The sequence below is a fragment of the Yersinia sp. 1652 StPb PI genome (assembly GCF_041538345.1).
In the GTDB taxonomy this organism is placed as follows: domain Bacteria; phylum Pseudomonadota; class Gammaproteobacteria; order Enterobacterales; family Enterobacteriaceae; genus Yersinia; species Yersinia enterocolitica_E.
On record NZ_JAULSM010000001.1, the window covers coordinates 2533147 to 2545528 of the forward strand.

A 12382-nucleotide genomic window follows, 5' to 3' on the forward strand; every position below is an offset into this window, starting at 1 on the left:
CTCGCTTACCTGGCTGCAAATTAGATGATTAAGGAAGCAATAATGAAGAAAATCTTACTTATTTTAGGTGCGGTGATGGTACTACAGACAGCGCCAGTGCAAGGTGCAGGTACTGCCAGTGGAACACTAAACGCAACACTCAACATCATCGCCGGCTGTTACATCGATAATGGCCTCGGGAGTGGCAACTTAAGTAATCTGGGCACTGTAAATTTCGGTACAGTGAGCGACCTAACCGCACCTCTTAGCGTGACATTCAGTGGCACCACCAACGATTCACTTAAATTGCATTGCAGCAATAATACCGCTTATTCCATCGCAATAGATAATGGGCTACATGACAACTCAGGGCAACGACGACTGGCTGGCGGAACATCAGAATTCGTCAATTATAACCTTTACAGAGACAACGGTTTTCTCCAGCCATGGAATGCGACGCCAGTATCCGGCACGGTTGATGGAACGGGCACTGGGTTGGCCACCGCGATCCCACTGACTATTTATGCCCGCGTCCCTGTTCAAGCGACCCCCAGTGTCGGCACCTATCTCGATACTGTTACCGTCACTGTTACCTGGTAATGGCAGGCCGCTTGTTTGCTCTGGCCGCCACTTGCAGCTTATTACTGCTGCCACTTTTTCCCGTTGGGGCTATAACGAAAAATGCCAATATCACCGTCCGTGCCACGCTATTGCCCACTTGTACTGCGGGCACCATTGTTAATGGCGCAACCAGTTTTGGCACCCTGAATTTCGGCACCGTGGTTGCGTTAACCACCCCGATTGCCGTCGCCGGTCAGGGAAATAACGGTGCCATTTCCGTCCAATGCAGTAAGGGGACCAGTTTTAATGTGCTACTCAGTGGTGGGCAGAGTGGTAGCACTGCCAGCCGTTATTTGGCCGGCGGCCCGTCAGGCCAGCATGTTAATTACAACCTGTATACCGATGCGGCACATAGCAAAATTTGGGATAACCTGACTGGCATTTCCCAGATTGCTACCGGATCAGTGGTGGTCATTCCGGTTTATGGTCTGGTTTTTGCCCAACCGACCCCGGCGGTTGGGACTTATACCGACACCATTCAGGTCACGGTGAATTGGTAAATATTATGGAGGATGCTGACAATGAAATATGCTTTATCTCAGTATAACCTCACCCGCGCCCTACTTATTTTAGTACTCAGCATCGCCGTTGCCCATGCTGCCACCTCACCGGTATCTAAAAGTTTCACTGTCAATGCAATAGTGCAAACCGGCTGTAGCCTTGGGGGCGGAGCCACCGATACCAGCAACTTTGGCACATTGGATTTCGGCACCGTCTCTTCATTGGCAAACGCCACTAACGCAATATCTGGACTCAACTCAGGCAGTATCGTCCTCCAGTGCAGTGGTAATCCCACGGTCACACTGGCACTTAATTCCGGGGCCAATACCTCAGGTAACATTTCTGCCGGCAGGCGCTTACTCAACAGCACAACGGGCGAATATTTGCTGTATCAAATATATCAAAACTCTGCCCGAACCCAGATCTGGGGGGATGGTGCCAATGGGGGATCGACACGTTTAGTGACCACCGATGGCACCCTGCAACAAGTCATTTTATATGCACAACTGTCTGCCAGTAGTACGCAACCTAGCGCTGGCGTCTACACAGATACTTTATTAGTTACAGTTACTTATTGATTACTGGCACGATGCCGCAGGAGATTTCACTATGACGCCATTTAACCTACTATCTCGGGTAATATTGCTTTCGGCCACACTGACCAGTAGCCAACTGTATGCTGCGGCCTCCGTTCTGATCTGGCCCATTGACCCGATAATTTCAGACAGTGATAAAGCCACTGCATTGTGGTTGGAAAATAAAGATAGTCAGCCTATCTATATGCAGATTCGGGTATTAGGTTGGCAGCAGGTCAACACCCAAGACGATTACACCCCGCAATCAAGAATTATCGCCAGCCCACCGGTTGCAACTATTCAACCCGGTAAGCGTCAACTGATTCGTTTAGTCAAAAACGCCCCCGTTCCCGCCGGGCAAGAACAAGCCTACCGCATATTAATTGATGAAATACCTTATAAGGACCCAAACGATAAAACCGCCCCCGCTGCCACTCAGTTAGGGCTGAAATTCCAAATGCGCTATTCCGTTCCCTTGTTTGTTTACGGCAGTGGTGTGCTGGCGGCATCTGATACCACACCAGCCCCCGGTGTTATGCCGACGAAACTCAGTTATAGCGTGCATTCACAAGGCGAGAAACAATGGTTGAATATCTCTAATCAGGGTGCTGTTCATGCACGGATTTCGCGGGTGACCCTGCAAGAGAAAGACATTAATAAAGGTTTACTCGGTTATGTGTTAGCCGGTGCAAAAATGAGTTTCCCGCTCAGCCCAACAGCCAGAACAGGAGAATTAAGCGCCATTATCAATAACAGCACCAAACCCATAGTCATCCCACACCAATAAGGTGTTCGCATACAGCAGATAAGGTGTGTTTAATAATAACCTAGGGTTGGGAATGACTATCAGATTCAAGCTGTCACCATTATTAATATTGATGTATGGCTCAGTGTTGTTGCCTTCACTCATCCCCTGGGAGGTTTGGGGGGATAATCTGCCGCCACCTATGGCAACAATGCCCGACAGTACCTTATATCTTGAGTTAGTGGTCAATGACCGTAACTTTGGTGATGCTGTGCCAGTCATCTATCGCGGGGGACATTACTATCTTTCACCAGCACAGTTAAAAACCATCGGATTACCCTCTAGTGCAGAGGTTGCGGTTGATAAGATGGATAAGGTGGCCGTGAAATATGATGGAGAAAACCAACGGTTATTGATTGATGTTCCCAGCGAGTGGTTACCGAAACAGCAAATTAACTCTGCCGCAACTGATGATTTTAATCTTGCACAAAGTAGCCTAGGATTTTTATTAAATTATGATTTTTATGTCAGCCAGAACAGTGGTAACCCACAGTCAGGTAATGCCTCAGCCTGGAGCGAGCAACGTATTTTTGACCGTTTTGGTTTGATCAGTAATACCGGCGTTTATCGTACTAACTTTTCAGGTAATAACGGCGACACGGATAATAACGGCTATATTCGGTTTGATACCCAATGGCAGAGGAATGATGAAAAAAACCTGCTACGTTATACCGCAGGTGACCTGATCACCGGAGCCTTGCCCTGGAGTAGCGCGGTGCGCCTGGGTGGTGTTCAAATCGCGCGTAATTTTGCTATTCGCCCCGACCTTATTACCTATCCGATGCCGCAATTTGCCGGTCAAGCTGTGGTACCTAGCACTGTCGAACTGTATATTGATAACTTCAGAACACAATCAGCCAATATTAACCCCGGCCCTTTTGTTATCGATAATGCCCCTCGTATTAATGGTGCTGGCCAAGCGACTATTATTACAACCGATGCCCTCGGTAGACAAATCAGCACCTCAGTGCCATTTTATGTTGCCAGTTCACTGCTAAAACCCGGCATGTGGGATTTTAGCCTGTCAGCCGGTGCTTTACGCCGCAATTATGCCATCCGTTCTGCTGATTATGCTGATCCTGTCGCCAGTGGCGTGGTTCGTTATGGCACAACGTCTTGGTTGACACTAGAAGGCCGAGGAGATGCTGCCAAAGGCATGAATGTGGTAGGTGGCGGAGCCGGATTTCGGCTGGGCCTATTTGGGGTACTGAATGGTGCCTACAGTATGAGTAATACCTCTGCCGATGCATTTAGTGATGTCATCAGTCAACCAGCCACTGATATTAACAATTCAACCATTAATACCTCACAGGTTGCCATTAATACCCGTGGTGGTATCGGTAACCAGCGTTCATTAGGTTATACCTACAGTAATTCCTACTTTAATCTGAATGCTCAGCGCATTAGCCGCAGCGATAATTATGGCGATCTGGCTAATTACAAAAGCGACTTTCGTCTGAGCCGACGTACCGACCAGATAACCGGCAGTATCAGCCTTGGAAACTTAGGGACACTTGGATCTGGTTATTTCGATGTCAGGGATGCGCTCGGTGAGCGAACCCGGTTGGTCAATATCAGCTATAGCACCTCAATATTCCGTAATACCAGTATTTACCTCTCCCTCAATCGTGAGTTGGGGACCAAAGGTTACAACGCACAACTGATCTGGAGTATCCCGCTGGGTGAATGGGGATCAGCCAGCGCCAGTACCAGCCGTGATGTTGATAACCAGTGGTCCCAACGCGTGAATTATAGCCGGGCAGCGCCTTCTAATGGCGGGCTGGGTTGGAATCTCGCTTATGCCAACGGCAACAGTGAAAATAGCAGTTACCAACAAGCAGATATTATTTGGCGCACTCGGATAATGGAAAGTCGCGCCGGTGTTTATGGCAATAGTGATAACTATAATAGTTGGGGTGAATTAAGTGGCTCGCTGGTTATGATGAATGGCGGCGTTTATGCCAGTAATATGATTAACGATGCATTTGCCTTGGTATCAACCAATGGTTTTAGCAATATTCCGGTCAGTTACGAAAATCAACTGATTGGTACTACGAACAACAACGGATATATCTTGATTCCGACAGTTTCTTCATATTATCAGGCCAAATTCCAGATTGATCCCATGAATTTACCTGCCGATGTCATATTGCCAACAGTAGAGCGAAATTTAGCGATCAGCGAACGCAGTGGCTATTTAATTGATTTTCCCATAACACAGATTACCGCCGCAAATATCAGACTTACCGATAAATCCGGTCAAGACTTACCGAAAGGCAGCGCGATATATACCACGGGCGACACACCTAGCGGTTATGTCGGTTGGGATGGTATGGCTTATATTGAGCAAGCCACCCAGTTGAATAAACTCACCATCGTGCGAGCTGATAATGGCACCCGCTGCTACAGCCAATTCCAATTGAAAAATACTAAAGGGATACAAGATGCTGGTACAGCCATATGCCAATAATTGCCGTACCTGGCTATCGACAACTTTATTTAAGGAGCAGCTAATGATATCGCTCACGACGCGAATTGCCAGCAAGCTACCTCGGCCATACAGGCTACCTTACTGGTTAGTTCTGTCTGTACTGTGGTTATTGTCTGTCAGCAGTGCCACTGCGTGCACTTTTGCTGCCGCAGAAGTAAAACTGCCGCAAAATTCATCGTTTAATGTCAATACCCTCCCCGAAAGTGCCAGTGGTATAACGGCACTTGGCTGTGATGGAACAGCGCTGAGCGTATTATCCACCCCCGTATTGAACAGCACCATCACCAGCACTGCTAATAATCTTAATCTTAAGAATGCCGCCGGCGACTTAATTCCTTATTCAATCTATTCTGACCCAGGCTACAACAATCCCATTATAGTCGGGGGGAATATTAACTATGCTAACAGCAATTTACTCACCATCGTGCTGGGGAAAATAAAAGCCAATTTACCTATCTATATCCGTACTGGCAGTAATAATGCCATTAACATCAATATCAGTGCTGGCACTTATACCGATACTATCTCTTTGAACTGGAATTATGATTTATGCTCTGCCGTTATTGGCGTCTGTATCGGTGGCACATTCAAAGGAACGGCATCATCAACAGTCACTGTCACATTGGTGGTCAACAACGATTGTGTCATAAACGCCGCGCCCAATGTCGATTTTGGTAGCTACGCGTTAATGTCACAATTTATTCCTGTAAATCAATTTATCACCGCTACCTGTACCAAGAACGCCACCTTCACTACCTACATAACAAATGGCGATAATTTCTCTGCCCCTTGGCCCCAAATGAAATTGCTCCCAGGGAGTGTTATACCGGCACCCCCTACCGACTATTTACAGTATCAACTGTATCAGGGCTCGGGGTCGATTCCCTGGAATATAACCAACAAAAGATCAGATACCGCGACAGGCTCAGCTCAACAGATCCCTTATAAAGCGATGATCAATGCACAACAAACGCAAAGAACCGTTGGCACCTATCAGGACAATGTCAGTGTAGTGCTGGAATACTAGTGTGCTGCCGGAATACAGAGGATGAGAAGCCATTAACTCGTTGTGTTTTATGCACTATTGGTCTTTTAATCTTTTATTTTTTTATGATTGAAATTTTTAGTTATTGTTTATTTATAAGAAAAATCCGATTGGGCTGTACTAAATCTGTCCCTGTTATACAATCTGCGGGCTTAAATAATAGCCGACATATTTCTATCTAAGGAAAGCCGAGATTAAACAGGAGTGGACATCATGACTGACTACGATAATCGGGAAGAATCAGCTGACATTGGTCTGTTAAAAGAAATGAACAGCTTACGGGACATCATCGAAAATAATTCAGACTGGATCTGGGAAGTTGATGCTTCCGGCCGTTATACGTTTTCATCTGCAAAATCCATCGAGCTTCTTGGTCGCCTACCCCATGAGGTGGTCGGTAAAACGCCGTTTGACTTTATGCCTCAGGATGAAGCCAGCCGGGTAGGAAAGATATTTGCAGAGATTGCGGCTGCACGTATCCCTTTTGCCGGTTTGCAAAACCGTAATATTCGCGCTGATGGCAGCGAAGTCTTAGTTGAAACCAGTGGTATCCCACTGTTCGATGATAACGGCGAATTCAAAGGTTACCGCGGAATTGATCGAAACCTGAGCAATTTACCTTATGATGCGGATAAACGCTTATTTGAGTTGGAATCGATTTATTCCAGTGCTCCGGCTGGTCTGTGCTTTATCGATACGACCCTGCGCTATATTACTGTAAATGATTATCTGGCTGAACTTCTGGGTAAAAATACAGTAGAGATTAATGGGCGCAAAATTGCAGACTTCCTACCGGGCATTATTCCTATTTTGCAGAGTGCGCTGCTGAAAGCCTATTGCAATGACAGTATCCCCGATGCTGAGTTTCAGATGCCGGATAAAGCACGGGTGTTCTTTATGCGGATAAATGCCGCCAGATATCCCAGTGGTCAAGTGAGTGGGCTGTCCGTCGCGATGATCGATATTACGCCATTGAAAGAGATGGAAGAAAAGCTGCGCAGCAGTAAACAGCATTACCGCAATATGGTGGAGCTGAATCCGCAAATTCCCTGGACTGCATCCCCGGATGGCATGATTACCGATGTCAGTTCTCGCTTTGAAAAAATTACGGGATTAACCCGCGAAGAGGCGCTGGCAGATAAATGGCTCCGTACCATCCATTTAGATGATCGCCACCCCACCTTAATCAGTTGGGAACACTCCTTACAAACACAGCAGCCACTGGATGTTGAAATCCGCTTTTGTCATGTTGAAAAGGGATGGAACTGGATGCGAATCCGAGCAGTTCCCAGCGTAGGTGACAATGGCGATGTGTTGTGTTGGTATGGAACCGCAGAAGATATCCATGAACGAAAATTGCTGGAACTTAAGCTGGTTAAAGCGAATCGACGTCTGGAAATTCAGGCCAGAACAGACTCACTGACTAAATTGCCTAATCGCCGGGCGTTCAAAAAAGTGCTGGCCCATGAATTTATGCGGGCAAAACGCTCAGACTCTCCGCTAGCAGTTTTAATGATTGATATTGATTACTTTAAGAACTTCAATGATTGCTATGGTCATATCTCTGGTGATGCCTGCTTACGCTTGGTCGCCAGGGCATTACGCAAATCACTAAAACGCAGCACCGATATTGTTGCTCGCTATGGTGGAGAAGAGTTTGCCGCTATTCTGCCAGATACCGACCAACAGGGCGCCAGCCTGGTGGCCGAGCATATATTGCAATCTATCCGTGCTATGGGCATTAAACACAATGACAGTAAATTCCGTAAAGTCACCATCAGCCTTGGTGTCACTGTTTATCAAGCCCATCAGCATAGTGGTATTACGGATCAAGCGGATTTAATGCTCGCGGCAGATCAAGCACTTTATTACTCGAAAAAGAATGGCCGTAACCAATTTAATTTGGCTGAACTCCCCTGCGAATGCAGCCATTAGGCTACTCTGACTAAACATACTCGGTATTAAATAATTAACCCCCATCAGATTCGATGCGGATAGAATTTACGCCGAGGCGGTATTTTTTAGATGCGGCCTCTGGCACTTTTTTCTGACTCAGCTATTCTCAATAAGGCGACCAATCTGGTCATACCTCATACCACTTGGTAGGTAAGGAGTCTTTATGGGAAAAACCCTAGTAAAAATCAGAGATTTTGAAGTTGATGACGCAGAGTTGTCTGCACCACTGACAAAAGGCGAAAACACCCTCAGTATCCCCTGTAAATCGGATCCTGAATTGTGCATGCAGCTAGATGGGTGGGATGAACATACCAGCATTCCCGCAACGTTAGATGGGAAAGACCGGTTGCTTTTTAAGCAACATTACGATCGACATCAGGATGCTTGGGTAATGAGGGTAACGTGATTGTTGCAATAAGAAGATCCGTCAACCCATAGCTACAATTTATGAGTGACGGTTTCTTCTCTTGCGACTCGATAATATCTGTAGGGCAAAATCAATCAAATTACTGACTACCAGAAGCCAGCTATCAGAATTTTTCCAATACTTTGAACTGCATACAAATCAGCATCATTTCTGGGGAAAACATCTCGTACTCCTCAAAAAAGCGCTGTTGCGTTTTACGCCAAAACGTCAGCGTTCGATCGCCCTCACCTTCAGCGACAGCATGGGTTTCATCAACCTGATCAAACGTTTTCAATTCTACGTCGGTCAACTCTATCGCACAAACCGGTTCATTGCGGCCATTGACCACAACAAAGATATCCCCCGCCTGCGGCACGCCATCTTCATCCAATGCCGCACAGGTCGCTGTTTTCGTACCGTTCAGTACTAATGCCAATACATCATCTGCCACTTGTTCAGTATCACCAAATGCCCAACGCTCGGCGTCTTGATATTTTTGTGGGACTGTAGCCATAGTTTCATTATTCCTATTCGTCATCTTATTGATGCAGCGCATATTACACTTTATCTTAACTGGTACGAACTGACTAACTCTCGCATCAGCATAAATTTTCGCTACTATACCCTAAATAATTCGAGTTGCAGGAAGGCGGCAATTGAGTAAATCCCCAAGAGCTTACTTCAAGTAAGTCACTGGGGTGAACGAAAGCAGCCAACGCACATGCAGCTTGATGTATGACGGGTATATACCTAAAGTAACCAGCGTCGCAGTAAACAAATGAATTCCGCAGAGCTGACCCCGTCAGACATAATACTAAATTGAATAAGGACCCTATGGTGACCAAACGCTTGCATACGAAACATTGGAAGATGTTTGTGGTGTTACTCTGTATCTGTGGCGCATTAATGCTGCTGCGGTGGGCGTCGATGATTTTTGGCTGATATTGCTACCGCTAGCGTTTGTCTTTAGGTAAAAATAAGCAACCACACTTTGGGCAAACCAAGGCCGTATTTTTGTGCACTTTTTCTGAGCTCTGCTCAGAGACTGCGCCACAATCTGGGCACTTAATCTTCACTTTTACACTGCTAACCAATCTTTTGACGCTATCAAGAAATGACATATGCTCGCCTCTCAGTTGTACAACCTCGTTAGATTACGTTAACCAACGGCAATAAACCGTGGAGTGGTCAGCGTTTACTCAGATTATCTGTACCGGGCCAGATTTTTGTTCACGAAAATAGCCGGTTTTGCAGGAGACAACGGAAAAAAACAAGCGGAAAATGGAAAGTACGGGGAAATCATTCACCACGCAGCATGACTTGCATGCTTGGCGTAGTGATGTGGTAGACGGGTTATTGGAAACCTTTGGTCTGGGGTCAATGATTCCATAATTCTTGGATCAACCCTCTGACCCGAACCTTGGAAGCACCAGCAACCAAACTGATAACACGGTTAGCACTCAACGTAGAAACGTCGGTATTCCATTCATCAAAAGAATGTTCTGCGTAACTATCGTTGAAAACTTTTTTTATCGAGGATTCAGCTTCGGACATCTCACTGAAACTCTTAGCGTTTATTAAGCACTGAGCAATGATTGAGACTTTTTTCATGTTTTATCCTTGATTATCGGTCGCATAGTGTAGCACAATTACACTCTCTCTGATCATATGCTGCTTAAATTGTTTTCAATTGAAGATAACGTTTTGATATTACAGCATATTCAACCAAGCCTGACAGGCAAGATCTGCTCCTAACCTCATTGTTCAGTCACTCTAAAACCCTACTACGCGCTCAGAAGTTGCTTAAAAAGCATTCATCATGCTAAATCCACCTCAGCAGATTCATTATTTATTCACTATCAGTGCGTTTTTTAGTCAGTTCACATGCTATATTGTAGTGGCTTTGCCATGACAAAGACCTTATCTGTGTGAGTAATTGAGGTGCCGAATGATCAGCAATTTCTTTCTCTATTCACTATTTATTATCTATATCACCGCGGCGCTTATTGATGGCTCACTCCCACTGCTTGACCTAATGTAACCCAAGTACCAGCCTGACAATGGCATCAACGCCAAAGCGCCCCCTCTAGTTACTGTGCATGGCAGCAGCATCTTGTAGTAAGGAGTTCATCTCAATGGTACCTGGTGGCCGTAGTGACCATTTTGGCCCCTGTAATGCCTCTGCATAACCCGCCTGATACAAACGCTCCATCTTGATGGGATCAAAAATCTCTGCGCCATTGGTATCAACATTTGATGGAATCGTTATCCAGTGGAATCCTGAATTTTCAGCCAAAGAGAATGCATAAATACGATACAAATCCCCGACCAATGCCGCTTTGCTGGTTGAGTCAAGAGTACGCATAGCGATATTACGCACCAACCGTGGGGTCGGTTCTGGTTGTGGGCCAAGCTGTCCATTATGGATGATATAAATATCTTCTTTACTGTCTGCCAGGCCCGCTCTGGTACGTACGACTTTTGAGCTGTACACACCACCATTATAGAAGACCCGCGCCGCCACACCGCCGTCAACATGCATTTCATCGTAATGCTTACCCTGAGCCACCACATCAAAAAATACCGGTGAGAACGCGACAGGGACTGAAGAGGAAGCCAGCATTACCTTACGAAATAGCATTAGGGCTTCAGGAGTCCCTTTCATCGCAATCAGCCCCATGTTCCAGACAATAAATCTTTGCGAATCGAGATCCACCGTACCCATATACAACCGCCGACCATGCCGATGTGCCTGGGCGATTTCACTCATTAACTCAGGAGTAATATGCCCATCAATCAATTTAGACAACGGGCTGGTATCCGCTAATGATTCGCGGAAAAAGAGGCGAAATAATAGATTATCCAGATGGAAAATATCACGGGTGGTGGTGGTGGTATAAAAGTCATGTAATGCCTGGTCGTGATCACTCCCTAAAAAGGCGAAAGGTGCGATTAACGCGCCAGTGGAAACCCCACTGACCACCTTAAACACGGGGCGCTTACCTGTTTTCGTCCAGCCGTTCAAAAAGCCAGCACCGAAGGCACCATTTGGGCCACCACCAGATAATGCCAGATGGGGATAAACCAATGTTCCATCCGCGGCTCGGAACATCTCTTTCGATTCATCTTTATAAGATTGCAGTAAATCCGCTTCAAATATCGGGCTAATGTGCCCTGCGCCGGCACGGATATCCGGCATTCCAGGGATTTCGGCCGCTGGCATTAACTCCACTGGCACTGGATTTCTAGGTAATTGGCTACAGGCCGCCAATAAAGAAATTCCGGTTAGCAACGCCATGGAACGAACTAATTTCCAGCTTATTATCATTATATGTCCTAGCAGATGCGGCCAAATATTACTGACTAAACGTAGACTAATTTGATGATAGTCTCACAAAATCATCCTGTCTGTTATGCCATTGTTGATGAGAAAGATGATACCAACAGTGTTGGCTTAACTTGCTGTCAGGGCTGACAATTGGATGGGGAAAATGGTCTGGCGCGCGCACCATGCCGATTCGTTCCATCAATGCTTGTGAACGCAGGTTAATTAAAGCAGTAAATGAAACAATTTCAGCCAGTTTTAATTGATCGAAACCCACCGTCAATACTGCCAATGCAGCTTCCGTTGCCAGCCCTTGCCCCCAAAATGGAAAAGCAAAACGCCAGCCTATCTCGACACAAGGTGAAAAAGGTAATTTAACGGTAGGAATATGTAACCCCAATGCGCCGACAAACTGCCCACTAGCTTTCAGTTCAACAGCCCACAACCCCCAGCCACGCTGTGCTATCAATAATTGACAACGTGAAGCCATCATATCGCTTGCTTCACGTGTTAGAGGGGCTGGGAAAAATGCCATAACGCGAGGATCCGCGTTAAGCGCTGCAAAAGGTGCCCGGTCTGACGGTAGCCACTGCCGTAGCTGTAAACGCTCAGTTTCAAACTCAATAACGTTTTTCATTCTAGCGAAGCTAATCCTACTTTGGTTCAAGGTGGAGGATT

The 12382-nt window shown here is 46.2% G+C and carries 14 protein-coding genes; 9 read left to right on the forward strand and 5 right to left on the reverse strand.

Annotation, left to right across the window (positions count from 1 at the left end; all coding sequences use genetic code 11):
- The first annotated feature begins 42 nt into the window (after nucleotides 1-42).
- The 8 genes from Q2T71_RS11645 to Q2T71_RS11680 all read left to right on the forward strand — a co-directional run bounded on the left by Q2T71_RS11645 (nucleotide 43) and on the right by Q2T71_RS11680 (nucleotide 8379).
- A complete protein-coding gene (locus Q2T71_RS11645) occupies nucleotides 43-579 on the forward strand; it encodes a spore coat U domain-containing protein (RefSeq protein WP_372559177.1) in 537 nt (178 codons plus the stop codon).
- Complete coding sequence (locus Q2T71_RS11650) at nucleotides 579-1100, forward strand: spore coat U domain-containing protein (protein WP_372559178.1); 522 nt, start codon at nucleotides 579-581, stop codon at nucleotides 1098-1100. Before Q2T71_RS11645 ends, Q2T71_RS11650 begins: the two co-directional genes overlap by 1 nt.
- A 21-nt stretch (nucleotides 1101-1121) precedes the next feature.
- Nucleotides 1122-1679, forward strand: a complete 558-nt coding sequence (locus tag Q2T71_RS11655) for a spore coat U domain-containing protein (RefSeq protein WP_372559179.1) — start codon at nucleotides 1122-1124, stop codon at nucleotides 1677-1679.
- A 31-nt stretch (nucleotides 1680-1710) separates the two neighbouring features.
- Nucleotides 1711-2463 carry a molecular chaperone gene (locus Q2T71_RS11660; RefSeq protein ID WP_372559180.1) on the forward strand — a complete coding sequence of 251 codons (753 nt, stop codon included), beginning with the start codon at nucleotides 1711-1713 and terminating at the stop codon, nucleotides 2461-2463.
- Nucleotides 2464-2515: 52 nt separating this feature from the next.
- A complete protein-coding gene (locus Q2T71_RS11665; protein WP_372559181.1) occupies nucleotides 2516-4951 on the forward strand; it encodes a fimbria/pilus outer membrane usher protein in 2436 nt (811 codons plus the stop codon).
- Between the two features lie 43 nt (nucleotides 4952-4994).
- Entirely contained in the window at nucleotides 4995-5999 is a 1005-nt protein-coding gene (locus Q2T71_RS11670) for a spore coat protein U domain-containing protein (protein WP_372559182.1), read from the forward strand.
- A gap of 231 nt (nucleotides 6000-6230) precedes the next feature.
- Nucleotides 6231-7952: a diguanylate cyclase gene (locus Q2T71_RS11675; RefSeq protein ID WP_372559183.1), complete on the forward strand. Its 1722-nt coding sequence runs from the start codon at nucleotides 6231-6233 to the stop codon at nucleotides 7950-7952.
- A gap of 184 nt (nucleotides 7953-8136) precedes the next feature.
- Complete coding sequence (locus tag Q2T71_RS11680; protein WP_083158647.1) at nucleotides 8137-8379, forward strand: DUF1480 family protein; 243 nt, start codon at nucleotides 8137-8139, stop codon at nucleotides 8377-8379.
- A gap of 124 nt (nucleotides 8380-8503) precedes the next feature.
- Here the strand turns inward: Q2T71_RS11680 and Q2T71_RS11685 are convergent, their stop codons facing one another.
- Complete coding sequence (locus Q2T71_RS11685) at nucleotides 8504-8893, reverse strand: ASCH domain-containing protein (protein WP_372559184.1); 390 nt, start codon at nucleotides 8891-8893, stop codon at nucleotides 8504-8506.
- Between the two features lie 320 nt (nucleotides 8894-9213).
- Between Q2T71_RS11685 and yniD the strand changes: the two genes are divergently transcribed.
- Nucleotides 9214-9321, forward strand: a complete 108-nt coding sequence (yniD, locus tag Q2T71_RS11690; RefSeq protein WP_086018937.1) for a small membrane protein YniD — start codon at nucleotides 9214-9216, stop codon at nucleotides 9319-9321.
- A gap of 11 nt (nucleotides 9322-9332) precedes the next feature.
- On the opposite strand, the gene Q2T71_RS11695 is transcribed toward yniD, so the two are convergent.
- The 4 genes from Q2T71_RS11695 to Q2T71_RS11710 all read right to left on the reverse strand — a co-directional run bounded on the left by Q2T71_RS11695 (nucleotide 9333) and on the right by Q2T71_RS11710 (nucleotide 12341).
- Nucleotides 9333-9500 (reverse strand): YnfU family zinc-binding protein, encoded by a 168-nt coding sequence (locus Q2T71_RS11695; protein ID WP_227746530.1) that lies wholly within the window; start codon nucleotides 9498-9500, stop codon nucleotides 9333-9335.
- Nucleotides 9501-9756: 256 nt separating this feature from the next.
- Complete coding sequence (locus Q2T71_RS11700) at nucleotides 9757-9990, reverse strand: hypothetical protein (protein WP_005182969.1); 234 nt, start codon at nucleotides 9988-9990, stop codon at nucleotides 9757-9759.
- A 475-nt stretch (nucleotides 9991-10465) separates the two neighbouring features.
- Nucleotides 10466-11707 carry a patatin-like phospholipase family protein gene (locus Q2T71_RS11705; RefSeq protein ID WP_372559185.1) on the reverse strand — a complete coding sequence of 414 codons (1242 nt, stop codon included), beginning with the start codon at nucleotides 11705-11707 and terminating at the stop codon, nucleotides 10466-10468.
- A gap of 46 nt (nucleotides 11708-11753) precedes the next feature.
- Nucleotides 11754-12341 carry a GNAT family N-acetyltransferase gene (locus Q2T71_RS11710; protein WP_372559186.1) on the reverse strand — a complete coding sequence of 196 codons (588 nt, stop codon included), beginning with the start codon at nucleotides 12339-12341 and terminating at the stop codon, nucleotides 11754-11756.
- Between the last annotated feature and the right edge of the window lie 41 nt (nucleotides 12342-12382).

Bases quoted from the DNA above. Each gene is read 5' to 3' on its own strand.
- Q2T71_RS11645 (WP_372559177.1), top strand. From the start codon at position 43: ATGAAGAAAATCTTACTTATTTTAGGTGCGGTGATGGTACTACAGACA.
- Q2T71_RS11650 (WP_372559178.1), top strand. From the start codon at position 579: ATGGCAGGCCGCTTGTTTGCTCTGGCCGCCACTTGCAGCTTATTACTG.
- Q2T71_RS11655 (WP_372559179.1), top strand. From the start codon at position 1,122: ATGAAATATGCTTTATCTCAGTATAACCTCACCCGCGCCCTACTTATT.
- Q2T71_RS11660 (WP_372559180.1), top strand. From the start codon at position 1,711: ATGACGCCATTTAACCTACTATCTCGGGTAATATTGCTTTCGGCCACA.
- Q2T71_RS11665 (WP_372559181.1), top strand. From the start codon at position 2,516: ATGACTATCAGATTCAAGCTGTCACCATTATTAATATTGATGTATGGC.
- Q2T71_RS11670 (WP_372559182.1), top strand. From the start codon at position 4,995: ATGATATCGCTCACGACGCGAATTGCCAGCAAGCTACCTCGGCCATAC.
- Q2T71_RS11675 (WP_372559183.1), top strand. From the start codon at position 6,231: ATGACTGACTACGATAATCGGGAAGAATCAGCTGACATTGGTCTGTTA.
- Q2T71_RS11680 (WP_083158647.1), top strand. From the start codon at position 8,137: ATGGGAAAAACCCTAGTAAAAATCAGAGATTTTGAAGTTGATGACGCA.
- Q2T71_RS11685 (WP_372559184.1), bottom strand. From the start codon at position 8,893: ATGGCTACAGTCCCACAAAAATATCAAGACGCCGAGCGTTGGGCATTT.
- yniD (WP_086018937.1), top strand. From the start codon at position 9,214: ATGGTGACCAAACGCTTGCATACGAAACATTGGAAGATGTTTGTGGTG.
- Q2T71_RS11695 (WP_227746530.1), bottom strand. From the start codon at position 9,500: ATGTCATTTCTTGATAGCGTCAAAAGATTGGTTAGCAGTGTAAAAGTG.
- Q2T71_RS11700 (WP_005182969.1), bottom strand. From the start codon at position 9,990: ATGAAAAAAGTCTCAATCATTGCTCAGTGCTTAATAAACGCTAAGAGT.
- Q2T71_RS11705 (WP_372559185.1), bottom strand. From the start codon at position 11,707: ATGATAATAAGCTGGAAATTAGTTCGTTCCATGGCGTTGCTAACCGGA.
- Q2T71_RS11710 (WP_372559186.1), bottom strand. From the start codon at position 12,341: ATGAAAAACGTTATTGAGTTTGAAACTGAGCGTTTACAGCTACGGCAG.